This is a genomic window from Buchnera aphidicola (Neophyllaphis podocarpi), from assembly GCF_964059055.1.
Taxonomy (GTDB): Bacteria; Pseudomonadota; Gammaproteobacteria; order Enterobacterales; family Enterobacteriaceae; genus Buchnera_M; species Buchnera_M aphidicola_A.
Genome location: NZ_OZ060386.1, coordinates 55,173 through 78,356, shown reverse-complemented (window position 1 = coordinate 78,356; position 23,184 = coordinate 55,173). Strand labels below are relative to the sequence as shown.

Sequence of the window (23,184 nt, the reverse complement as noted above, 5' to 3'; positions counted from 1 at the left end):
ATTAATAACCTGATATATTTAAAGATGATAATAATATAGAACCGCAACGAATTTTATGATTTATATTTATATCATTATTACTAATACTAATTATATTCCTCCAAATAAATTTTAAATTTCCAGCTATAGTAATCTCTTTAACAGGATGCTTTATAACTCCATTTTCTATAAAAAATCCAGAAGCACCTCTTGAATAATCACCAGTCATATAATTTACTCCCTGACCCATTAATTCTGATATTAATAATCCTTTATGCATTTTTTTTAATAATTGTTTAAATGTTATTTTGCAAGTTGATATTAACCAATTATGAATTCCGCTTGAATGACCCGTACTTTTTAAATTTAATTTATTAGCAGAATAATTATTCAATAACAATGTACGAATAAATCCATTTAATACAATATTATTAGGTTGGGTTCTTACACCTTCTTTATCGAAAGGTTTGGAACCTAATCCTTTATTTATATGAGGTTCTTCTAAAATATTTAACCATGAAGGAAATATTTGAGTATCAAAATCATTTAATAAGAAAGTAGATTTTAGATATACTTTATTCCCATCTATAGATTCTGCTAAATGCGAAAAGAGACTATATGAAATATCTGAAGAAAAAATAACTGGTAATTTAGTAGTTTTAATTTTGCAAGGTGATAATTTTAATAAAGCCTTACGAGCACTTTCTTTACCTACATCTTCTGGAGATTTTAAATCTAAAATATCGCGACTAATTGTATAATCATAATCTCTTTCCATTCCTTTTTTAGATTTAGAAATAACTGAAGTTGATATAGAATGCATGCTACTATAATAATTTCCTATCATATAATTACTATTACCAAACAAAAAACAACTAATATTACTCGAAAAACTACTACCTTCTGTATTAATAATTTTACTACTATAATTCAGTGCTGATATTTCAGAATTTATAGCAAAATTTAATGCTTTATTAATATCAAAACAAAAAGGAAAAAATAAATCAATTTCCTTAAAATTAAAAGCTAATAAAGATCTATCTACCATAAAGCAATCTTTATCTAATGAAGAATATTTAGCTATATTTATTCCGTGATCTATGATATTTATCATAGATGAATAATTTAAATTAGTAGACGAAACAATACTTTTACGATTCTTATAATAAATAGTAATATATGAAATATTATTATTATTAAATTCTATATTTTCTAATTTACCATGTCTAACATTTAAATTAATTCCAAAATTTTTATTTATTGTAATTTCTATTCCATCAGTTTTACATTTAGCATAATTTAATAATTTAAGTATTAACTGATTCAGCATCTTAGTATCTTGTATAAAATTATCTAGAGATAATTTCATGATTTTTTCTCCAAAAATAAGTAAAAAATTAAATACTTTAAATAATCTAAATAAATTTATATTATAAATAGTAACATACAATAACTCTGAAAATAAGGTCATTAAAACATAAAAATGAGAATAAATAATATACCAGTAGGTAAAAATGTACCAGAAGATATATATGTAATAATAGAAATTCCATTCAACAGTAATCCAATAAAATATGAAATAAATAAAAAGTATGGAGTTTTATTTGTTGATAGATTTATTCCAACAACAATGTTTTATCCTTGTAACTATGGATATATAAATCAAACTTTATCTTTAGATAAAGATCCAATAGATGTATTGATACCAACTCCATATCCATTACAATATGGTTCAGTTATAAGATCTAGACCAATAGGTATATTAAAAATGATTGATGAGTCTGGAATAGACATGAAAATTATAGCTGTACCACATGATAAAATATGTACAGAATATAAATCTATAATAAATATAGATCAAATATCTAAACTATTACTTGATCAAATCATACATTTTTTTAAAAATTATAAAAATCTAGAAAACAACAAATGGGTAAAAATACAAGGATGGGGAAATCATTTAGAAGCAAAAGAAGAAATATTAAACTCTTATAATAGATTTTCAAAAAAATAAAATTTTTAACTTGTTCTAAAAGAACAAGTTAAAACAAAATAATTGAATTATTTTATAAAAATGATAAAATATTTTTTATTAATCTGTACAAAGATAATAAAAAATATTATTAAGAAAAAATAAAAATGTCTAATATATGTCAAATAACTAATAAAAAATCTATTGTAGGAAATAAACGTTCTCATGCAATGAACGCAACAAAATGTAGATTTAAAATAAACTTACATACTCACAAATTTTGGATTGCAAAAAAAAATAAATTCATTAAATTAAAATTATCAAATAAAGGAATGCGTTTAGTTAATAAGTACGGAATAGATAAAATATTAAAAAAATTCAAAAAGGTTAAACTATATGGCTAAAAAAAGTAGAGAAAAGATAAAATTAATTTCTTCTAAAAATACAGGTCATTATTATACAACAACAAAAAACAAAAGAAAAAACATAGAAAAAATAGAAATAAAAAAATATGATCCTATAATAAGAAAACATGTTATATATAAAGAAGCAAAAATTAAATAATTTTATGTAAAACATATTAATAAATTGCATATTTATTAATATGTAAAAATATAAATAAAAAATAACTTTTTTAATAAAAATTTGAATATTTATTTTTATTTAAAATAAATAACAAAAATCGTAAAAATAAATTTTTATAATTTAAAAAATATGCTTAGAATATTTTTTATAAATATAAAAAATTGCTTTTTTGATTCTTTGAAGAGAATGTTTTCTACCTATAGCATATAATAAAGAAATTAAAGAAATAGGAGTAATATTATTAATTAAGGCAACACGTAGTGACATGTAAAAAAAAGACAAATTATTTTTATAATTCAAAGACATTTTTTTGATTAAAACTGATATATCATCTTTAATCCAAACATCTAATAAATATAATTTATTATATACATCGGTTAAACAATTAATAAAATCAATTTTTAAATATTTTCTAGAAAGATTGGATTTAAAATTATCAATATTGTTATAAATTAGTCTACAATAGTCAGATAATTGTTTTAAAGTTTGACATCTTTGCGAAAAAACTTCAACACAATTTGATAAATTAAAATTATTAAAATGATTTAGTTCATCATTATCAAACTGTTTTTTTAGGTTACAAATAATATAATTTCTAGGTAATTTATTAATATAATAATTATTAAGCCATTGTAATTTTTTTATATCAAAAAAACAAGAAGATTTATTAACAGATTTAAGATTAAAAAGATTCTTCATTTCATCAATAGAAAAAATTTCTTTATTTTTATATGACCAACCTAATCTTAATAAATAATTAAGGATAGATTCTGGAAGATAACCTGATTTACGATAATCAAACAAATTATTCATCAAAGTGTTATTACGTTTAGACATTTTTTTACCATTAGTATCTAAAATAATAGGTAAATGAGCATAAATAGGTATACTTTTTTCTAAAGAATTTAACATATTAATTTGTCTAGGAGTATTATTAATATGTTCTTCTCCTCTGATAACATGAGTAATTTGCATATTACTATCATCAATAACTGAACAAAAATTATAAGTAGGAATACCGTTAGATCTCATAATAACTAAATCATCTAATTCAGTATTTTTAAAATTAATTAAGCCTCTAATTTTATCATTAAATGAAACAATACCAAACTCAGGATTTTTAAATCTTACAACATAAGGTTGATTAAATTTAGTGTAATATTTAACATCTCTACATTTGTTATCATAACGGAATTTAATACCTTTAGACATCTGATAATTTCTTAATTTCTGCAATCTTTCTAAAGAACAGTAACATTTATAAGCAACCTTATTCAATAACATATTTTTAATAATTAAATTATATTGTTTTAAATTATCAGTTTGAAAAAAAGGTGCTCTATCCCAAGTTAATCCTAACCAATTTAAGTTATCTATTATATCTTTAACAAAACTATAATTACATCTATTATAATCTGTATTTTCTATTCTTAAAATAAATTCACCATCATAATGACGTGCAAATAACCATGAATATAATGCTGTTCTTACACTTCCAATATGCATACTACCAGTAGGACTAGGAGCAAATCTAGTTTTAATGTTCATAAATTAACATTCTTATAAAGAATAATAACATCGATGATTAATTCTAACACCTTTATAAAATATTTTTAGGTTAAAAATAAATCATTTAGATTAAAAAGTAAACAAACAATTAAATTTTAAATAAAAAAGATTGACTATGTAATTATAATAACTTTAGAATATAGAAGTTTTATAGGGTGATTAGCTCAGTTGGTAGAGCTCCTCCTTTACACGGAGGAGGTCGGCGGTTCGAGTCCGTCATCACCCAAAGTTAAATGGGTCGTTAGCTCAGTCGGTAGAGCAGTTGACTTTTAATCAATTGGTCGCAGGTTCAAATCCTGCACGACCCAAAATTTAGTCTAAAAAGCTGATAATTTCATCTTCATTTAAAATCTTAATATTTAATTTTTTAGCCAAAATTATTTTATTACTTTTAGAATTACCAGCAATGAGAAAATCAGTCTTATAAGAAACATTCGAATTAATTCTAGCACCTAAATTAATTAACTTTTCTTTCAACAAAATTCTATTAATTTTATAAAATAAACCAGAAAAAACTATAGATTTATTATAAAAAATACTATATTTATAATTAGTTTTATGATCATACACTTTTATTTGTTTAAATAATTTGTTTATAACATTAATATTTTTATTTGATTGAAAGAAGTTTATAATATTATTAGCAGTACGCTTACCTACCCCGCGCACAGAAACTAAAGTATCGAAATCTGCAGCCATAAAATTGCTGATAGAAATAAAATTTTTAGATAAATTAAAAGATAAAACATCTCCAACTTCATGTATACCAAAAGCATAAATTAGTTTATGTAATTCTATTCTTCTAGATTTATTAATTGAATTAATAATATTAGAAGAATTTTTAGAAGCTATTTTATAAATTGAAGATAATATATCAATATTAAGATAAAATAAATCAGCAATATCTTTAATATATCTACCATCTACCAATTTATTAATAATCTTTTCACCTAAACCTAAAATATTAAAAGCGTTTTTTGAAACAAAATGTTTAATAGATTTTTTTAGTTGAGCACTACATATCAACTGTCCACTACACTTTAAAATAGATTTTTTATATAAAGTAAAAAGCTTAGAGCCACAAAAAAAACAATTTTTAGGAATAGATATTTTAATAATATTATTATTACTCCTATAGCTTTTAACTACATTGACAATTTGAGGAATAACATCTCCAGCTCTACGAATATTAACAAAATCATTAATATATAAATCTAATCTCTGTATTTCTTTTATACTATGCAAAGAAGCATAACTAATTTTTACTCCAGATATATATATTGGTTTTAAACAAGCAACAGGAGTTATCATACCAGTTCTGCCAACATTAAAAATAACATTTTTAACTTGAGTTAATTTTTCTTTTGCAGGAAATTTAAAAGCAATAGCCCACTTTGGAAATTTACTTGTATTACCAATTTTTTTTTGTAATTTTAATTTGTTTAGTTTTATTACGATACCGTCTATATCAAATTTAAGTAAAGAACGCTTATTTAATATTTTATAATAAAAATTTAAAATTTCTTCTGTTTTTTGAAAAACAGAATTATAATTACTAATAGGAATGCCCCAAGAATGTATTTTATTTAAACAATCATAATGACTAAAAGGTATTAAATCACCATGCCAAATCCCATAACTATGACATATAAAGTATAATTTTCTTTTAGAAGTTATTAAAGCGTCTTTTTGACGTAAAGATCCTGAAGCAGCATTTCTAGGATTAGAAAATTTTTTATTAATATTTCGATCTTTATTTAGATTTATGAAATCATCACGCATCATGAAGATTTCTCCTCTAATTTCTATTAAAGATGGAATGTTATCTCCTTTTAATTCTTTAGGAATCGATCTAATAGTTAATGCATTATCAGTTATATCTTCACCATAAATTCCATTACCTCTAGTTGAAGCTGTAGATAAAATTCCTTTTTTATATATTAAATTAACAGCTAAACCATCAAATTTTAATTCACAACAAAAATTAATATTGAAATCTTTAAATTTAACAAATAAATTTTGATGAAATTTAACATATTTAAATTCATCAAATACATTATCTAAAGATAACATAGAAGATAAATGTTTTATTTTTTTAAAATGACTATCTTTTAAAGAAGATACTACTTGTGTAGGAGAATTATTATCTAAATAATTAGGGTATTTATTTTCTAAATAAATTAATTCTTTAATTAATTTATCATATTCTGAATCAGGAACTTCTGAATAATTTAGATTATAATACAAATTTTGATAATATAAAATTTTAGTTTTTAACTCAAGAATTTTTTTTTATTTTTTTCATTTAAATATCCTTTATAATATAATTATTTATATTTAATATTAATATTAAAAAATTTGTATATTAAATTTTAATAACATATAAAAATATGATAAAATTATACCATAATAATAACAATTAATTTAATGTTAAATTATTTGTAGATGAAATAACTATATAACATTAAATTGAAATTTAAAATAAAAAATTAGAATATAATATTCATTATATATAAAAAAGCACCCTAAATGGGTGCTTTTTTATATATAATGAATATTATATTCTAATTAAAAAATAAAATTAATTATAAAATTAAATAAAAATATTTTAGATATTCATACTATTATTATATATTATAATAAAAAAGTACATATAAAAAAAAAGGAAAAAAAATGTTAAAAAAAGAAATAAAAATAAAATCAACTAATGGATTACATACACGTCCAGCTGCACAACTTGTTAAAAAAGCAAAAGAATTTTCATCTGATATAACAATAACAGCAAATGGTAAAACAGCAAATGCAAAAAGTTTATTTAAATTACAAACACTAGGATTAATACAAGGAACAATAATAACATTATCAGCAGAAGGTGATGACGAAAAAAAAGCTATAAAACATTTAACTGAAACAATTAATGAATTAAATTAAAATGATATAGTAAAAATATATTTATATTAATATATAAATATATTTTACAAAAAATTTAAAAATTATTTATATTTAATTTTATTAACAAACAAAAAATAATAAAAATTTTATTATTATATTAAAGGTAATATTATGATCTCAGGTATTTTAGCTTCACCAGGGATTGCATTAGGAAAAGCTTTATTGCTAATAGAAGAAAAAATTCAAATAAATAAAAATACAATTCCTTCTAAAAATATTCAAATAGAAATTGAAAGATTTTTAAAATCTAGAAAAAAAACTTCAGATCAATTAAAAAAAATAAAAAAAAGAACAGGAGAAATATTTGGACAAGATAAAGAGGATATATTTGAAGGTCATATAATGCTTTTAGAAGATCAAGAATTAGAAAAAGAAGTAAAAATACTAATTAAAGAAAAAAATATAACAGCAGATGCTGCAGTTTACTTTATTATAGAAGAACAAGCAAAAGCTTTAGAAAAATTAGAAGATGAATATCTAAAAAGTAGAGCAATAGATATAAGAGATATAGGTAAAAGATTATTAAAAAATATTAAAGGCATGCAAATTATTGATATAAGTGAAATCAATGAACAAGTTATATTAATTGCAAAAGACCTAACTCCAACAGAAACAACTCAAATAAATAAGAAAAATATTTTAGGTTTTATTACAGATATGGGAGGAAATACATCTCATACATCAATTATAGCTCGTTCACTAGAAATACCAGCTATAGTAGGAACTAAAAATATTACTAAGAAAGTTAGAAGTGGGCAATTAATTGCATTAGATGCAATTAATAATTCAATTTATATAAAACCAAATAAAAATCTTATTAAAAATATAAATTTATTAAAAAAAGAATATAAATATAAAAAAAATAAATTATTAGATAAAAAAAATATACAAGCTATTACTAAAGACGGCAAAAAAATAATTATTGGAGCAAATGTAGGAAATATAAAAGATATTGAAATAGCTAAAAATAGTGGAGCTGATTTTATAGGATTATATAGAACTGAATTTTTATTCATGGACAGAACATCATTACCATCAGAAGAAGAACAATTTTTAGCATACAAAAAAGCAGCAGAAATATTTAAAAATAAAACAATAATAATAAGAACAATGGATATAGGTGGTGACAAAAACCTACCTTATATGAATCTACCAAAAGAAGAAAATCCATTTCTAGGATGGAGAGCAATCAGAATATGTATGGATAAAAGAGAAATCCTAAGAACTCAACTAAGAGCAATTTTAAGAGCTTCTGCTTTTGGGAAAATAAAAATCATGTTTCCTATGATAATTTCAGTAGAAGAAATAAAAATTTTAAATTCAGAAATAAATAAAATAAAAACAGATTTAGAAAAAGAAAAAACGAACTTTAATAAAAATATAAAAATAGGCATTATGATAGAAACACCTGCCGCAGCAATTATATCAAATCATTTATCTAAAGAAGTTAATTTCTTTAGCATAGGTACAAATGATTTGACACAATATACTTTAGCAGTAGATAGAGGTAATGATTTAATTTCAAATTTATATAATCCTATGTCTCCATCCGTTTTACAGTTTATTTATAAAATAATAAAAAATTCTCATATAAATGGAATTACAACAAGTATGTGCGGAGAACTAGCTGGAGATAAATGTGCTACAATGTTACTAATAGGCATGGGTTTAGATTCTTTTAGTATGAATTCTAGTGTTATTCCAGAAATAAAAAATATTATTAGAAATACAAATTTTGAAAGAGCAAAAACAATAGCAAATAAAATTTTATTAAAATCAACATATAAAGAAATATTAGATTTAATAAAATGTTAAAAATAAAAAAAATAATTTTTAAATAAATAATTTAGGAGGAAAAATGAATTTTTTATCTAAAATATTTAAAAGAAAAAAAAATAAAGTAAAAAACACAATAGAAATCATTGCTCCTATATCTGGAAATGTTATAGATTTAAATGAAGTTCCAGATGATGTATTTGCTAAAAAAATAGTTGGAGATGGAGTTGCTATAAATCCTACAGGAAACTTAATTGTTTCTCCTGTTAATGGAATAATAGGAAAAATATTTGATAGCATGCATGCTTTTTCAATTGAATCAGATGAAGGAATTGAATTATTTGTACATTTTGGTATAGATACAATAGAACTTAAAGGAGAAGGATTTTCAAAACTAGCAAAAGAAAAACAAAAAGTTAAAATAGGTGATCCAATTATAAAATTATATCTAAATTTAATAAGAAGAAAAGCTAAATCTATTTTAACACCTGTTATTATTTCTAATATGGATAAGATTAAAAAAATAAAAAAATTTTCAGGTTTAGTAAATGCTGGTCAAACTGTAATTATAAAAGTAATAAAATAATTATTTTTATATAAAATACTTATGGTATCATATTTTAGATTCCATAAGTATTTAATAAATATTAAATTTTATTTAAAATTAAATATATATAAAAATTAAATGAACAATGTAAATATTATAATAATTCTCTTAAGCATAATAGAAAGTTTTACGGAATTTTTACCAATTTCTTCAACTGGACATATAATTATAATTAGTAAAATACTAAAAATAAATGAATTTTATATAAATTTATTTACTATACCTATTCAAATAGGATCAGCTATAGCAATTATTAATTATTTTAAGAAATACATTTTCAAAAAAAATATATTTTCTAAAAACTACAGAAAATTTATATCTAATACTGTTATAACGAATATACCCTCTATAATAATAGGATTTACTTTAGAAAAAGTAATAAAAAAAAATATAACAAATAATAAATTCATCATATATAGTTCAATATTAAGCGGAATTTTATTATTTTTGTTAGGTATTATAAAAAATAAAGAAAAAATCAAAAACATAAATGAAATAACATATAAACATGCTATAACAATAGGAATTTTCCAATGTCTAGCATTTTTTACTGGATTTTCTAGATTAGGAGCAGCTATTTCAGGTTCTATATTAGCAGGTTTATCAAAAACAATAGCAATAAAATTTTCATTAATTATAGCAATACCTATAATTATTGGAGCATCAATAATTGATTATATAAAAAATATAAATTTTTTTAACATAAAAAACACAGAAATTCTATTTGTAGGATTAATACTAACATTTTTAATTTCTAAAATCCTAATTAAAAAATCTGAAAAAATATTAACAAAAAACTCTTTTATAATATTTGGTATATATAAAATTATATTTGGTTTATTAATATATATTTTTAGCAAATAATACATATAATAAAATTGAACTTTTTTATAAAGAAGATCTCCATTTTTCTATAGCTAAAATTCTTAATCTATCTAATTCATTTTTAATTTGAATACCATAAAAGTTATTAGATTTAATTGATTTAATTGTAATATTTTCTGTAATAGATATAATATTCTTTAAAAAAATATCAGGTCTATAAAAATAACCATATTTTTTAGAATATTTATAATTTTCTACATCAATAAAACAAATAATTTTTTTAATCACTGTAATATCTTTCCAAGCACGTATAGAATTCAAAAAAAATACTATATCTTTAGAAGACCTTAGGTGTAATTTAGAAAAAAAAGAGTAAAATTTAAAAATTATTAATGATAAAAATTTAAATCTATTTGGAATCTTTAGACACTTAAACAAATTAATTACTAGTAAATTATTTTTTTTATTGTTACTATTATTATGTAATAAAAAATAATTACCAAAATATTTAAATAAGACTGCAAATCTAACATCAATGTCTAATGTTTTTCTAGATATTTTTTCTAAAGATAATAAAGTATATTCAGCTACATTAACTTTTTTGTTATGAAATAAAAAAAATTTCTTATATAAATGATTAAATTCTGGAAATATAAATGAAAGAGCATTACAATATTTTAAATTCATAAAAAAAACATGCGGATTTTTAGTCATCAAAGCTTTTTCAATTTCTTTCCATATTCTTTCTTTTGTTAAATAAATAAGCTCTTGACTATGTACTATATTTTTCATTAAAGACATAGTATTAGAATCTATCTTGAAACCTAAATGAGCTAAACTGGCTGAAAATCTAGCAACACGTAATATCCTCAAAGGATCTTCAATAAAAGATGAAGAAACATGCCTTAAAATACGTAATTTTATATCTCTTTTACCATTATAAGGATCTATATATTTTCCATATTGATCTTTAGCAATAGCATTTATAGTTAAATCTCTTCTAGATAAATCTTCTTCTAATGTTATATTAGGAGAGTAATAAGTATTAAAACCATGATAACCATAATTACATTTATGTTCAATTCTAGCTAAGGAATACTCTTCATTAGTCTTAGGATGTAAAAATACAGGAAAGTCTTTTCCTACTTGTTTGTAACCTTTTTTTAACATAATTTCTGGAGTAGAATGCACAACTAACCAATCTCTATCTTTTATAGATAAACCAAGTAATGAATCACGAACTGCTCCACCAACTAAATATATTTTCAATTATAAAATTCCAAAATTAATTATTATTAAATAATTATTTACACATAATATATTAATAATCATTAAATTAAAATAAAATTTAATTCATTATAGAGGTAAAATAAAGTGAATATTTATAATTCAAAAAAAGTAAAAATTATGATAGTAGGAGATATTATGTTAGACAAATATTGGCAAGGTAGTATAAGTAGAAAATCTCCAGAAGCAAAAGTTCCAGTAGTGAAAATAAATAATAGTATTAATCAGCCCGGAGGAGCTGCAAATGTAGCAATGAATATTGCATCTTTAGGAAAATATTCTAAACTAATTGGAATTACAGGAAATGATAATAATGCATTAATTTTAAAAAAAATCTTACACAAAAGAATAATCAACAATATTATTTGTATATCTAAATATAAAACTATAACTAAACTAAGAATTTTATCAGATAATAAACAAATTATAAGAATAGATTTTGAAGAAAATTTAAATAAATTTAATAACGAAATTATATATAAAAAAATTAAAGAATCTATTAAAAATATAAAAATAGTAATTTTATCAGATTATAATAAAGGAACTTTGAATAATATAAAAAAAATAATAAATCTAACAAAAAAAATGTGCATTCCTATATTAATAGATCCTAAGGGAGCAGATTTTAAAAAGTACTATGGGGCTACAATATTAACACCAAACTTAGATGAATTTGAATTAATAGTAGGAAAATGTAAAAATGAGAATAAAATGATAAATAAAGGAATGAAATTAATAAGAAATTTAAATTTGTCTGCGTTATTAATAACAAAATCAAAAGAAGGAATGACTCTGTTACAAAAAAATAAAAAACCAGTGCATTTTAATGCAATTTCAAAAGAAGCTTTAGACGTAACAGGAGCTGGAGATACAGTAATTAGTATGATTGCAATATCATTAATTAATGGAAATACATTAGAACAAGCATGCTTTAGAGCAAATATAGCAGCAAGCATGGTAGTAAACAAATTTGGTACATCTACAGTTACTAATAAAGAATTCAATGAACAAAAAAAATTAATAATTAAAAAAAGATAAAAAATAATAAAAAATAAAATTATAATAAATATATTAATTTAGCATTATGATTAATAGATATTTGTAATCTTTTATATATATATAAAAATATAAAACATTATATTATAATAATTTAAAATAATTAAAATAATAAAGTATATTATTTACTAATAAAAATTAAATAATATAGATTATCTAAAAATTAAAAATAAAAAGTATTCAAAAAAAATATTTATAAAATTTAATAAATATTATTTTTTAAAAAAAAATTAAAAATATTTTTAAAATGTAAAACTAATAATATTTATTACATGTTAAAAATATTAAATTAAAAGGTATTTATAAAATTTAAATTTCTTAAAATAAGATAAAAAATGAAAAATAAACTATTTAAATATTTTGGTACACCATTACAACGTGTAAAAAATGCAATTTTATCGTTAAAAAAAAGAGAAGGAATAATTTTGATAGATGATGAATACAGAGAAAATGAAGGAGACTTAATATTTGCTTCTGAAACTATGACATTAAAACAAATGGCTTTTACTATAAGATATGGTAGTGGTATTGTATGTTTATGTATAAACGAAAAAAAAAGAAAACAACTAAAACTACCTATGATGGTAAAAAAAAATACTAGTAAATATGGTACAGGATTTACAATAACGATCGAAGCAGCAAAAAATGTAACAACAGGAGTATCAGCTCAAGATAGAATTACAACAATAAGAGCTGCTATATCAAAAGAAGCTAAACCTTCAGATTTAAATAGCCCAGGACATGTTTTTCCTCTTCTAGCAAAAGAAGGAGGTCTTAAGAAAAGAAAAGGTCATACTGAAGCTACAATAGAATTAATGAATTTAGCAGGATTTTCACCAACAGGAGTATTATGTGAATTAACTAACAAAGATGGAAGCATGGCAAGAACACCAGAAATTATTAAATTTGCTAAAATAAAAAAAATGAAGGTATTAACTATTGAAGATTTAATAAAATATCTGAATTATTAAAAATAAGTAAAAATTAAATATTAAAAACTTTATTCGTCTAATTCTTTATTTCTATGAATTATAATGCCTACCTCTTTAGCATTATATAAAGCATTAGGTTTAGTGACTTTAACTGTAGTAAAATAAGAATTAAATTTATATAAGATAATATCAGATATTTTCTCTGCAACAGTTTCTATTAATAAAAATTTATTTTTATATAAATATGACTCTAAATATTTAGCAATATTTTCATAATTTAAACAATCATTAATATTATAAGTTTTATTAAACATACTATTATTCCATTTCATAGATATATCTAAAATTAACTTTTGTTTTATACTTTTTTCCCAATTATAAATACCAATAGTTGTAAAAACAATTAAATCATTAATAAAAATCGTATTCATATATTTAACTCTATTAAATAAAAAAAATATAAATAATATTAAAACAAAAATTTAATTAACTTTTTTAAAATTAAAATTAACATCAGAAATTTTCCAAGAAGGATTTACAATAATTTCAGGTTCTAAAAAATAACCTAATTTGAAATATAACATACCTGTATATGCAATCATAGCACCATTATCTGTACAAAATTGTTTTTTTGGAAAAAAAACTTTACAACCTTTTAAATTATTCATTTTATTTCTGAGCGCATGATTAGCACTAACACCACCAGAAACAACTAAATTTGATAATAGTGTTTTTTTTAAACATTTGTTAACTTGAATATATAAAGTATCAACAATAGCATCTTCAAAAGCACGGGCAATATCAGCTTTTGTTTGAAAATCATTTTTATGTTTCAAAATAATATTAGATGCAAAAGTTTTAAGGCCAGAAAAACTAAAATCCATACTTAAGCTATTTGTCATTGGTCTAGGAAATAAAAAACGACTAGTATTACCATTTTTAGCTATTTTTGAAAGATTTATTCCTCCAGGATATTCTAAACCTAACAATCTAGCTATTTTATCAAATGCTTCACCAGCAGCATCATCAAGAGTTTTTCCTAATAATATATATTTACCAATTGCATTAGCTAGAATTAATTCTGTATGACCACCAGAAACCAAAAGAGCAATAAAAGGAAATTCAGGAGCTGATTCATTTTCTAACATTACTGAAAATAAATGTCCTTCCATGTGATTAATTGGTATAATTGGTATATCTAAAGATAATGCTAAAGAACTACCTACAGCAGCACCTATTAACAAAGAACCAGCTAAACCAGGACCAGCTGTGTATGCTATAGCACTAATATTTTTTTTACTAATTGAAGAATCTTTTAAAACTGATTTTATTACAGGAACAATATTTAATATATGATCTCTAGCAGCTAACTCTGGCACTATACCGCCATAATTAAAATGAAGATGATCTTGTTTATATAATTTATGAGATATTAAACCTAAAACATCATCATATAAAGCTATACCAATATCATCACAAGAAGTTTCAATTCCTAAAATTAACATATATAATTAAAGTTTATAAATAAATATAAGATTATAAACTAAAAATATAGGAAAATAAACATGCCAATTATTAAAGTACGTGATAATGAACCATTCGATGTAGCTCTAAGAAGATTTAAAAGATCATGCGAAAAAGCAGGTATCTTAGCAGAAATTCGTAGAAGAGAATTTTATGAAAAACCAACGACAGCAAGAAAAAGAGCAAAAGCATCAGCAATTAAAAGATTAGCAAAAAAAATATCAAGAGAAAATATGCGAAGAACTAGAATGTATTAAATTACAAAAATTATAGCAAAAAAAAATAAAAGCTAATAAAATCTAAATCTATATAAAATAAGTGATTAAGATTTTATTAGTAATAATTAAAAGAAAATATATGTCTAAAAAAATTTCAAAAAATTTTATAAATAATCTAATAGATTCTACAAATATAATAGATATTATAAATTCAAGAGTAAATTTAATTAAAAGAGGTAAAAATTATGTAGCTAATTGTCCTTTTCATAAAGAAATAAATCCATCATTTTATGTAAACTATGAAAAACAATTTTTTTATTGCTTTGGTTGTAAAATACATGGGAACGTAATAGATTTTTTAATAAATTATGATAATTTAAGTTTCATAGAAAGCATTCAAAGACTGTCAGAAATACATGGATTAAATTTAGTTTATGAAAATCAAAAAATAAATTTATTCATAAATAAAAAAATTGAATATATAAAAAAATGTTATAAATTATTAGAAAAAGTATGTTTCTTTTACAAAGAAAACTTAAATCATTTTAAACCAAATTATTTAATAAATAGAGGTATAAATATTGATACAATTAATACTTTTTCTATAGGCATCACTAATAAAAAATATAATGGATTATATGAATATTTTAATAATGATACAGAACTACAAAATGAAATAATAAAAAATGGGATAGTTATAGTAAATGAAAAAAATAAAAAATATGATTTATTCCAAAATAGAATCATATTTCCTATTAGGAATAAATATGGAAAAATTGTAGGTTTTGGGGGAAGATCAATAAATAAACAAATACCAAAATATATAAATTCACCAGAAAGTAATATATTTTGCAAAAAAAAAGAATTATATGGAATATATGAATTAAACATAAAGCACAAAATCAAAAAATACATAATAGTTGTAGAAGGATATTTAGACGTAATTTCATTAGTACAAAATAAAATAAAATATGTAGTAGGATTGCTTGGAACTGCAATAAACATTGAACACATAAAATTGTTATTTAGTCATACTAATAACATAATTTATTGCTATGATGGAGATGAAGCAGGAATAAATACTGCTTGGAAATCATTAAATATGTCGTTACCATATATATATGATGGAAGAACAATAAGTTTCATATTTTTACCTAAAGGAGAAGACCCTGATTCAATAATAAAAAAAGAAGGAAAGAAACTATTTAAAAAAAGAATCTCTAAAGCTATACCAATGTCTAAATTTATATTCAAAATATTAATAAAAAAAATAAATATCATTAATAATGAAACACGTTCATTATTAACTAAATTAGTGATTCCTTTAATTAATAAAATACCAGGAAAAACTATGAAGATATATTTATATAAAGAATTAGGAAATAATCTAGGAATTCCAGATATTAATCAATTAAATATTAATTTATTAAAAGAAAAAGAAAGGAAAAAAAATAAACAAAAAAACGATTTCAAAAATAATACAATACGCATATTAATTGGTTTATTAGCACAAAATCCATATTTAGTAAAATTAACTCCTTCAATAAAAATATTAAATAAAATAAGATTACCTGGAATGAATATTTTTATAGATTTAATAAAAACATGTCTTTATAATCCAAATATTAAACCATCTCAGTTAATTGAAAACTATAGAGGAAAAAAATTAGAAAAAATAATAAAAAAATTTATAAAATGGGACCACATGATTAAAAATAATAAAATTAAGATCATGTTTATAGACTCAATAACAAAAATATATAATATTGCATTAGAAAAACGTCAAAATTTATTAATAAATCTAGAACGATATAAAGGATTAAAAAAAAGTGAAAAACAAGAACTTTGGTCGATAAATAAAGAATTATCAAAATAAAATTTTAAATTATTAAAGATTAATTTAAAAAATTTACAAAATTTAATTATTATATTCAATAATCAAATTGTTTATTTAAAACAATTAATAATACAATCTCAAAATATAATTATGGATAACCGTCTTATGGAACAAAACTCGCAGTCACAGCTTAAGCAACTTGTCACACATGGTAAGGAGCAAGGCTATCTGACTTATGCTGAGATCAATGACCATCTGCCGGAAGATATTATAGATTCCGAACAAATAAAAGATATTATACAGATGATTAATGATATGGGTATTCAGGTGGTTGAAGAAGCACCAGATGCTGATGATTTAATTTTAAATGAAAACAATACAAATGCAGATGAAGATGTAGCAGAAGCAGCAGTACAAGTTTTATCTAATGTGGAATCAGATATAGGAAGAACAACAGATCCAGTTAGAATGTATATGAGAGAAATGGGTACAGTAGAACTTTTAACTAGAGAAGGTGAAATAAACATAGCTAAAAGAATAGAAGATGGAATTAATCAAGTACAATCTTCTATAGCTGAATATCCAGAAGCAATTACATATTTATTAGAACAATATGAGAAAGTAAAATCAGGAAATATGCGATTATCTGAAATTATTACTGGTTTTATAGATCCTAATAATACAGAAATAATTGCATCTACAATTATAGATTTTAATTCTAATATATCAAAAAGCATAGATGAAGATATCAATGAACATGCAAATTCAGATGATAACATAGATGAAGATATCAATGAACATGCAAATTCAGATGATAACATAGATGAAGATGAAAATTGTATAGATCCAATATTAGCAAAAGAAAAATTTTCTGAACTAAAATATCAATATATAAATACTTTTAAAAAAATTAAAAATAAAAACAGAAAACATAAGGATTGCATTGTAGCAATAAAAAATTTGTCTGAAATTTTTAAACAATTTAGATTAGTACAAAAACAATTTGATTACTTAGTTAATAATGTAAGAAAAACAATAAAAAAAATAAGAAAACAAGAAAAAATAATAATGAATTTATGTATGGAAACATGTAAAATGACAAAAAAAAATTTCATATACATTTTTTCTGTAAATAAAATAAATAAAATATGGTTCAAAATAGCTAAAAACAAAAATGAATCATGGTTTAATAAAATTTTAGATATTAAAGAAGAAATTAATTTCAGTTTAAAGAAATTAATCGAAATTGAAAAACAAACAGGACTAAGTATAAAAGAGATTAAAGATATAAATAGAAGGATGTCTATAGGAGAAGCAAGAGCAAAAAGAGCTAAAAAGGAAATGGTTGAAGCTAATTTAAGATTAGTAATATCTATAGCAAAAAAATATACTAATAGAGGATTACAATTTTTAGATTTAATACAAGAGGGAAATATAGGTTTGATGAAAGCTGTAGATAAATTTGAATATAGGAGAGGATATAAATTTTCTACATATGCTACATGGTGGATAAGACAAGCTATAACTAGATCTATAGCAGATCAAGCCAGAACAATAAGAATTCCTGTACATATGATAGAAACAATAAATAAATTAAATAGAATATCAAGACAGATATTACAAGAAATAGGAAGAGAACCAACTCCAGAAGAATTATCTGAAAGAATGATGATTCCAGAAGATAAAATAAGAAAAGTTTTAAAAATTGCTAAAGAACCTATATCTATGGAAACTCCTATAGGAGATGATGACGATTCTCATTTAGGAGATTTTATTGAAGATACAAATATAGAATTACCATTAGAATCTGCAACTTCGGACAGTTTACGTACAGCAACACATGATGTTTTATCCGGATTAACTGCAAGAGAAGCAAAAGTTTTAAGAATGAGATTTGGTATTGATATGACAACAGATCATACCTTAGAAGAAGTAGGAAAACAATTTGATGTAACAAGAGAAAGAATACGCCAAATAGAAGCAAAAGCTCTTAGAAAATTACGACATCCTAGCAGATCAGAAATTCTTAGAAGTTTTTTAGATGATTAATCAAAATAAATTATCGTTTACATATAAAGTAAAACAACTAATAAAAATTCTAATTTTATAGATAGATTTATTAGTTATGTAAACGATTATTAAAACTTTAATAAGTTTAAATATTATTAAAAAAATATAATTTATTTAATTAATTCTTTTTTAGCTAAATTAATTGCTAAATCTATTTGATTATATGAAACACCTCCTTTAGAGTTTCTTTTATTTATACAAGATTCTAAACTAAGAAAATTATAAACATCTTTTTTAATTAAACAACTAAATTTCTGCATAAAAGATAGTTCAAGATCTTCTAATAATAAATTTTTTTTAATTGATTCAACAACTAACTTTCCAACTATATAATGAGCTTCACGAAAAGTTATTCCTTTATTTACTAAATAATCTGCAAGTTCAGTAGCGTTTGAATAACTCTTTTTAGCACTATCATAGCAAGATTTATAATCTACAATTATAGTGTCTATAACCAAAGTAGAAATTTGCAAGCAATTAATCCAAGTTTTTATGGAATCAAAAAGAGATTTTTTGTCTTCCTGCATATCTTTATTATAAGACAAAGGTAATCCTTTCAACATAACTAATACATTAATTAAAGAACCATAAACACTTCCGCATTTACCTCTAATTAATTCTAAAGAATCAGGGTTCTTTTTTTGAGGCATAAGAGATGAACCTGATGTTACAGATTCAGAAAGTTCAATGAAATTAGCTTCGCTTGAATTAAAAAAAATTAAATCTTCAGAAAATCTAGATAAATGCATCATACCTATCGAAGCAGAAGATAATATTTCAATAATATAATCACGATCAGAAACACTATCTAAACTATTGACACTTGATTCAGAAAATCCTAAGGTATTTGCCAATTTATCTCTGTCAATATTCCAAGAAGTACCAGCAAGAGCCCCTGAACCCAAAGGACTAACATCTATTCTTTTTAATGCATCTTTTAGTCTATGCTTATCTCTAGTTAGCATTGATACATAAGCTAAACACCAATAACCAAAAGTTATAGGTTGAGCTCTCTGTAAATGAGTATAACCAGGCATAATAGTTTTTTTGTATTTTTCAGCTGCATTAATTAAAGATAATTGAAATTTTTTTATACATATTAATATATTATTAACATTATATTTACACCATAATCTTAAATCAGTAGCAATCTGATCATTACGACTTCTACCTGTATGAATTTTTTTTCCTAAATCTCCCAGCATATCAATTAAACGTTTTTCAACCCAAGTATGTATATCCTCTTCTTGTCCATTAGATATTAAGCTAAAATCTTTTTTAGATTGTTTTAATAAAATATTCAATGCATTTTCTATTTTATTTTGTTCATGTACATTTAATACATTAGCTTTCAAAAGAGCTTTAGACCAAGCTATAGAACCTATAATATCTTGTTCTATTAAAATATAATCAATATGTAAAGAATTATTAAAATTTTTAAAATCATTATTTAATTTTTTAGTAAATCTACCACCCCACAACTTCATAAAAACTCCATAATCGTACTTAATATAAAATAAAATATATAAAAATTCTAAATTATATTTTTATTTAATAGAAGAACGAATTTTATCAGAAAGACTAAAAAGTCGAATAAAACCAGTAGCATCCTTATGATTGTAAACACTATCATTATTAAAAGTAGCATATTCTCTAGAATATAAAGAATTAGGTGATTTTTTTTGTAAAACTATTATATTACCTTTATAAAGTTTTAATACTATTTCACCATTTAATAAATTAGATAAAAAATCAGATGAAGATTGTATAGCTTCTCGTATCGGAGAAAACCATTTTCCATCATAAACTATATTAGACATTTCTGCGCCTAATTTTTCTCTCCACCTTAAACATTCACGATCAAGAACTATTTGCTCTAAAGATCTTAAAGATTTAAAAATAATAGTTCCTCCTGGAGTTTCGTAACAACCTCTAGATTTAATTCCTATTAAACGATTTTCTACAATATCTACACGCCCTATTCCATGTATAGAGCCTATTTTATTTAATTTATCTATACAATTAAAAGGACTTAAATTAATACCATTTATAGAAGAAATAATACCTTTATTGAAAGTAATAGAAATTTTTTCAGAAACATCTGGAGTATCTTCTAAATCTTTGGTCCAAACCCAACAATCTTTATTAGTAGCATTATATGTATTTTCTAAAATTCCACCTTCTGTGGATATATGAAAAGCATTTTCATCTCTGCTATAGATTTTTTTTAATGTAGTTGATGTTGGAATATTTCTATCAGATAAATATTTTAATAAATCTTCTCGAGAATTCAAATTCCATTCTCTCCAAGGAGCCAAAACTGTTAATCTTGAATCTAAAGATGCATATGATACCTCAAAACGTATTTGATCATTACCTTTACCAGTAGATCCATGACACAAAGCATCAGCATTTAATTTATTAGCTAAATCTACTTGAGCTTTAGCTATAAGAGGTCTAGCTATAGCTGTACCTAATAAATAATTACCTTCATATAATGCTCCTATTTTTAGAATAGGAAACACATAATTACTTATAAATTCTTCTTTTAAATCTAATATATAACAACTACTAGCACCTGACATTAAAGCTTTATCTTCAATATTATTTAAATCTTCCTTATTTTGTCCAATATCAGCAACAAAAGCAATAACTTCACACTTATAATTTTCTTTTAACCAAGGAATAATAACTGAAGTATCTAATCCTCCAGAATAAGCTAAAATAACTTTTTTAATTAATTTTTTTTTCATTTAAAATAAACCCAATTATATTTTGTTAAAAAATAAAATAAAATTAAAAAATAAATAGATAGATTAATAAATATTAATAAAATTGATAAAACATTAATTTATTATATAATTTAATTTTATTTAGAATAATTGTTAGATATAATGCTAAACTTAAAATATAAAGAAATATTTCATTTATAAATAATTTTAATAGTTTAATGTTACAAAATATTAATCTTTAATTAAAAAATAAATTTTAATATATAAATTAAATAATAATTATATTGTATTAGATTTTAATAAATGACAAATAGGATAAATTATTTCTGATTTATTTAAAGTATAAAAGTGAAAATTTTGTATTCCTTCAGAACATAACACACTTATCATATTAATAACAATATGGGCAGATAATATTTTATTAACATCTGGATTATTTTCCAAACTACCAAATATTTTATGAGCCCAAAGTGGAATCTTTACATTTGTAGTAGATGCAAATTTTTTAATTTGATTAAAATTATAAATAGGTAAAATACCAGGAATAATTTCTACATTTATTCCAATCTTTGCGCATCTATCTCTAAATCTTAAATAAGCAGAAGTATCAAAAAAAAACTGAGTAATTACTCTATTAGCTCCTGCTTGTACTTTATTTTTTAAATTTACTAAATCATATTGAGAATTATTAGCTTCAGGATGAACTTCAGGATATCCAGCAACAGATATATCAAAATCTGCTACTTCTTTTAATAAATAAACTAAATCAATAGCATGCATTCTAGGTTTAGAATTTATATCAAAAGAATCTCCACGAAGGGCTATAATATGATTAACCCCATTTTTCCAATAATTTTTTGCTATATTTATTAATTCATTTTTATTAGAATCTATACAAGTTAAATGAGCAGCAGTATTTATTCCAGTTTTTTTCATTATAGAGTATACTGTTTCACTTGTTTTATGTTTTTCTCCGCTATTAGCTCCATATGTTACTGAAAAAAATTTAGGTTTAAAACTAGTTAATTGATTTATAGAATTCCACAAACAACTCTCCATTTTATTATTTTTAGGAGGGAAAAATTCAAAAGAAAAATTAATTTTTTTATTATTTTTGTATAATAAATTGTAATATAGTAATTCTATATAATGAGAGTAAGAAACATGCATATAAATATATAAATCCTTATAAAATGTTTGTATAATATAAACTATTAATAAAATTATAATAAACAAAATCGTTTATTAAAATTAATTATATTT

21 protein-coding genes and 2 tRNA genes are annotated in these 23,184 nt (G+C 22.0%); 14 read left to right on the top strand and 9 right to left on the bottom strand.

Annotated features, from left to right (window positions below):
- Position 1: 1 nt before the first annotated feature.
- Complete coding sequence (gene pmbA / locus AB4W60_RS00390; protein ID WP_367676190.1) at positions 2–1,348, bottom strand: metalloprotease PmbA; 1,347 nt, start codon at positions 1,346–1,348, stop codon at positions 2–4.
- Between the two features lie 114 nt (positions 1,349–1,462).
- Between pmbA and ppa the strand changes: the two genes are divergently transcribed.
- The 3 genes from ppa (at position 1,463) to rpmG (ending at position 2,515) form a co-directional block, all read left to right on the top strand.
- Positions 1,463–1,993: an inorganic diphosphatase gene (gene ppa / locus AB4W60_RS00385; RefSeq protein ID WP_343188703.1), complete on the top strand. Its 531-nt coding sequence runs from the start codon at positions 1,463–1,465 to the stop codon at positions 1,991–1,993.
- 125 nt (positions 1,994–2,118) lie between these two features.
- Positions 2,119–2,355, top strand: coding sequence for a 50S ribosomal protein L28 (gene rpmB / locus AB4W60_RS00380; protein WP_367676189.1), 237 nt, complete (start codon positions 2,119–2,121; stop codon positions 2,353–2,355).
- Positions 2,348–2,515: a 50S ribosomal protein L33 gene (gene rpmG / locus AB4W60_RS00375; protein ID WP_343183137.1), complete on the top strand. Its 168-nt coding sequence runs from the start codon at positions 2,348–2,350 to the stop codon at positions 2,513–2,515. Before rpmB ends, rpmG begins: the two co-directional genes overlap by 8 nt.
- Positions 2,516–2,656: 141 nt before the next feature.
- Here rpmG and gltX read toward each other — a convergent pair whose 3' ends face one another.
- Complete coding sequence (gene gltX / locus AB4W60_RS00370; RefSeq protein WP_367676188.1) at positions 2,657–4,084, bottom strand: glutamate--tRNA ligase; 1,428 nt, start codon at positions 4,082–4,084, stop codon at positions 2,657–2,659.
- A 174-nt stretch (positions 4,085–4,258) separates the two neighbouring features.
- On the opposite strand from gltX, the gene AB4W60_RS00365 reads away from it, so the two are divergent.
- Both AB4W60_RS00365 and AB4W60_RS00360 read left to right on the top strand, forming a co-directional pair.
- Positions 4,259–4,331: transfer RNA gene (locus AB4W60_RS00365), tRNA-Val, on the top strand.
- 9 nt (positions 4,332–4,340) lie between these two features.
- Positions 4,341–4,413, top strand: a tRNA-Lys gene (locus AB4W60_RS00360).
- A 4-nt stretch (positions 4,414–4,417) separates the two neighbouring features.
- Here AB4W60_RS00360 and ligA read toward each other — a convergent pair.
- Positions 4,418–6,391, bottom strand: coding sequence for an NAD-dependent DNA ligase LigA (ligA, locus tag AB4W60_RS00355; protein WP_367676339.1), 1,974 nt, complete (start codon positions 6,389–6,391; stop codon positions 4,418–4,420).
- Between the two features lie 387 nt (positions 6,392–6,778).
- On the opposite strand from ligA, the gene AB4W60_RS00350 reads away from it, so the two are divergent.
- The 4 genes from AB4W60_RS00350 (at position 6,779) to AB4W60_RS00335 (ending at position 10,304) form a co-directional block, all read left to right on the top strand.
- Positions 6,779–7,036, top strand: coding sequence for an HPr family phosphocarrier protein (locus AB4W60_RS00350; RefSeq protein ID WP_367676187.1), 258 nt, complete (start codon positions 6,779–6,781; stop codon positions 7,034–7,036).
- Positions 7,037–7,168: 132 nt separating this feature from the next.
- Complete coding sequence (gene ptsI / locus AB4W60_RS00345) at positions 7,169–8,872, top strand: phosphoenolpyruvate-protein phosphotransferase PtsI (protein ID WP_367676186.1); 1,704 nt, start codon at positions 7,169–7,171, stop codon at positions 8,870–8,872.
- Positions 8,873–8,915: 43 nt separating this feature from the next.
- Positions 8,916–9,419, top strand: coding sequence for a PTS glucose transporter subunit IIA (gene crr, locus AB4W60_RS00340; protein ID WP_367676185.1), 504 nt, complete (start codon positions 8,916–8,918; stop codon positions 9,417–9,419).
- A gap of 99 nt (positions 9,420–9,518) precedes the next feature.
- Complete coding sequence (locus tag AB4W60_RS00335) at positions 9,519–10,304, top strand: undecaprenyl-diphosphate phosphatase (protein ID WP_367676184.1); 786 nt, start codon at positions 9,519–9,521, stop codon at positions 10,302–10,304.
- A 24-nt stretch (positions 10,305–10,328) separates the two neighbouring features.
- Here the strand turns inward: AB4W60_RS00335 and AB4W60_RS00330 are convergent, their stop codons facing one another.
- Positions 10,329–11,534, bottom strand: a complete 1,206-nt coding sequence (locus tag AB4W60_RS00330) for a hypothetical protein (protein WP_367676183.1) — start codon at positions 11,532–11,534, stop codon at positions 10,329–10,331.
- A 105-nt stretch (positions 11,535–11,639) separates the two neighbouring features.
- Between AB4W60_RS00330 and rfaE1 the strand changes: the two genes are divergently transcribed.
- The gene (gene rfaE1, locus AB4W60_RS00325; protein ID WP_367676182.1) at positions 11,640–12,590 is read left to right on the top strand and encodes a D-glycero-beta-D-manno-heptose-7-phosphate kinase; all 951 of its coding nucleotides are present in this window, start codon (positions 11,640–11,642) and stop codon (positions 12,588–12,590) included.
- Positions 12,591–12,943: 353 nt separating this feature from the next.
- Positions 12,944–13,579 (top strand): 3,4-dihydroxy-2-butanone-4-phosphate synthase, encoded by a 636-nt coding sequence (gene ribB, locus AB4W60_RS00320; protein ID WP_343188694.1) that lies wholly within the window; start codon positions 12,944–12,946, stop codon positions 13,577–13,579.
- A gap of 29 nt (positions 13,580–13,608) precedes the next feature.
- Here ribB and folB read toward each other — a convergent pair whose 3' ends face one another.
- Entirely contained in the window at positions 13,609–13,971 is a 363-nt protein-coding gene (gene folB, locus AB4W60_RS00315; protein ID WP_343183128.1) for a dihydroneopterin aldolase, read from the bottom strand.
- Between the two features lie 51 nt (positions 13,972–14,022).
- Positions 14,023–15,045, bottom strand: coding sequence for a tRNA (adenosine(37)-N6)-threonylcarbamoyltransferase complex transferase subunit TsaD (gene tsaD / locus AB4W60_RS00310; RefSeq protein WP_367676181.1), 1,023 nt, complete (start codon positions 15,043–15,045; stop codon positions 14,023–14,025).
- Positions 15,046–15,105: 60 nt separating this feature from the next.
- Between tsaD and rpsU the strand changes: the two genes are divergently transcribed.
- The 3 genes from rpsU (at position 15,106) to rpoD (ending at position 19,168) form a co-directional block, all read left to right on the top strand.
- Positions 15,106–15,321 carry a 30S ribosomal protein S21 gene (rpsU, locus tag AB4W60_RS00305; protein WP_343183126.1) on the top strand — a complete coding sequence of 72 codons (216 nt, stop codon included), beginning with the start codon at positions 15,106–15,108 and terminating at the stop codon, positions 15,319–15,321.
- A 100-nt stretch (positions 15,322–15,421) separates the two neighbouring features.
- On the top strand, positions 15,422–17,158 hold the full coding sequence (dnaG, locus tag AB4W60_RS00300; protein WP_367676180.1) for a DNA primase: 1,737 nt from the start codon (positions 15,422–15,424) through the stop codon (positions 17,156–17,158).
- 126 nt (positions 17,159–17,284) lie between these two features.
- Positions 17,285–19,168, top strand: coding sequence for an RNA polymerase sigma factor RpoD (gene rpoD, locus AB4W60_RS00295; RefSeq protein WP_367676338.1), 1,884 nt, complete (start codon positions 17,285–17,287; stop codon positions 19,166–19,168).
- Positions 19,169–19,299: 131 nt separating this feature from the next.
- On the opposite strand, the gene argH is transcribed toward rpoD, so the two are convergent.
- The 3 genes from argH to metF form a co-directional block, all read right to left on the bottom strand.
- Positions 19,300–20,676, bottom strand: coding sequence for an argininosuccinate lyase (gene argH / locus AB4W60_RS00290; RefSeq protein ID WP_367676179.1), 1,377 nt, complete (start codon positions 20,674–20,676; stop codon positions 19,300–19,302).
- A 60-nt stretch (positions 20,677–20,736) separates the two neighbouring features.
- Positions 20,737–21,942, bottom strand: coding sequence for an argininosuccinate synthase (locus AB4W60_RS00285; protein ID WP_343188689.1), 1,206 nt, complete (start codon positions 21,940–21,942; stop codon positions 20,737–20,739).
- A gap of 258 nt (positions 21,943–22,200) precedes the next feature.
- On the bottom strand, positions 22,201–23,091 hold the full coding sequence (gene metF, locus AB4W60_RS00280; protein ID WP_367676178.1) for a methylenetetrahydrofolate reductase: 891 nt from the start codon (positions 23,089–23,091) through the stop codon (positions 22,201–22,203).
- Positions 23,092–23,184 lie beyond the last annotated feature (93 nt).

What these genes read in the sequence shown, in the direction of transcription:
- pmbA (WP_367676190.1), bottom strand. Translation starts at nt 1,348, where the DNA reads ATGAAATTATCTCTAGATAATTTTATACAAGATACTAAGATGCTGAAT.
- ppa (WP_343188703.1), top strand. Translation starts at nt 1,463, where the DNA reads ATGAGAATAAATAATATACCAGTAGGTAAAAATGTACCAGAAGATATA.
- rpmB (WP_367676189.1), top strand. Translation starts at nt 2,119, where the DNA reads ATGTCTAATATATGTCAAATAACTAATAAAAAATCTATTGTAGGAAAT.
- rpmG (WP_343183137.1), top strand. Translation starts at nt 2,348, where the DNA reads ATGGCTAAAAAAAGTAGAGAAAAGATAAAATTAATTTCTTCTAAAAAT.
- gltX (WP_367676188.1), bottom strand. Translation starts at nt 4,084, where the DNA reads ATGAACATTAAAACTAGATTTGCTCCTAGTCCTACTGGTAGTATGCAT.
- AB4W60_RS00350 (WP_367676187.1), top strand. Translation starts at nt 6,779, where the DNA reads ATGTTAAAAAAAGAAATAAAAATAAAATCAACTAATGGATTACATACA.
- ptsI (WP_367676186.1), top strand. Translation starts at nt 7,169, where the DNA reads ATGATCTCAGGTATTTTAGCTTCACCAGGGATTGCATTAGGAAAAGCT.
- crr (WP_367676185.1), top strand. Translation starts at nt 8,916, where the DNA reads ATGAATTTTTTATCTAAAATATTTAAAAGAAAAAAAAATAAAGTAAAA.
- AB4W60_RS00335 (WP_367676184.1), top strand. Translation starts at nt 9,519, where the DNA reads ATGAACAATGTAAATATTATAATAATTCTCTTAAGCATAATAGAAAGT.
- ribB (WP_343188694.1), top strand. Translation starts at nt 12,944, where the DNA reads ATGAAAAATAAACTATTTAAATATTTTGGTACACCATTACAACGTGTA.
- folB (WP_343183128.1), bottom strand. Translation starts at nt 13,971, where the DNA reads ATGAATACGATTTTTATTAATGATTTAATTGTTTTTACAACTATTGGT.
- tsaD (WP_367676181.1), bottom strand. Translation starts at nt 15,045, where the DNA reads ATGTTAATTTTAGGAATTGAAACTTCTTGTGATGATATTGGTATAGCT.
- rpsU (WP_343183126.1), top strand. Translation starts at nt 15,106, where the DNA reads ATGCCAATTATTAAAGTACGTGATAATGAACCATTCGATGTAGCTCTA.
- dnaG (WP_367676180.1), top strand. Translation starts at nt 15,422, where the DNA reads ATGTCTAAAAAAATTTCAAAAAATTTTATAAATAATCTAATAGATTCT.
- rpoD (WP_367676338.1), top strand. Translation starts at nt 17,285, where the DNA reads ATGGAACAAAACTCGCAGTCACAGCTTAAGCAACTTGTCACACATGGT.
- argH (WP_367676179.1), bottom strand. Translation starts at nt 20,676, where the DNA reads ATGAAGTTGTGGGGTGGTAGATTTACTAAAAAATTAAATAATGATTTT.
- AB4W60_RS00285 (WP_343188689.1), bottom strand. Translation starts at nt 21,942, where the DNA reads ATGAAAAAAAAATTAATTAAAAAAGTTATTTTAGCTTATTCTGGAGGA.
- metF (WP_367676178.1), bottom strand. Translation starts at nt 23,091, where the DNA reads ATGCATGTTTCTTACTCTCATTATATAGAATTACTATATTACAATTTA.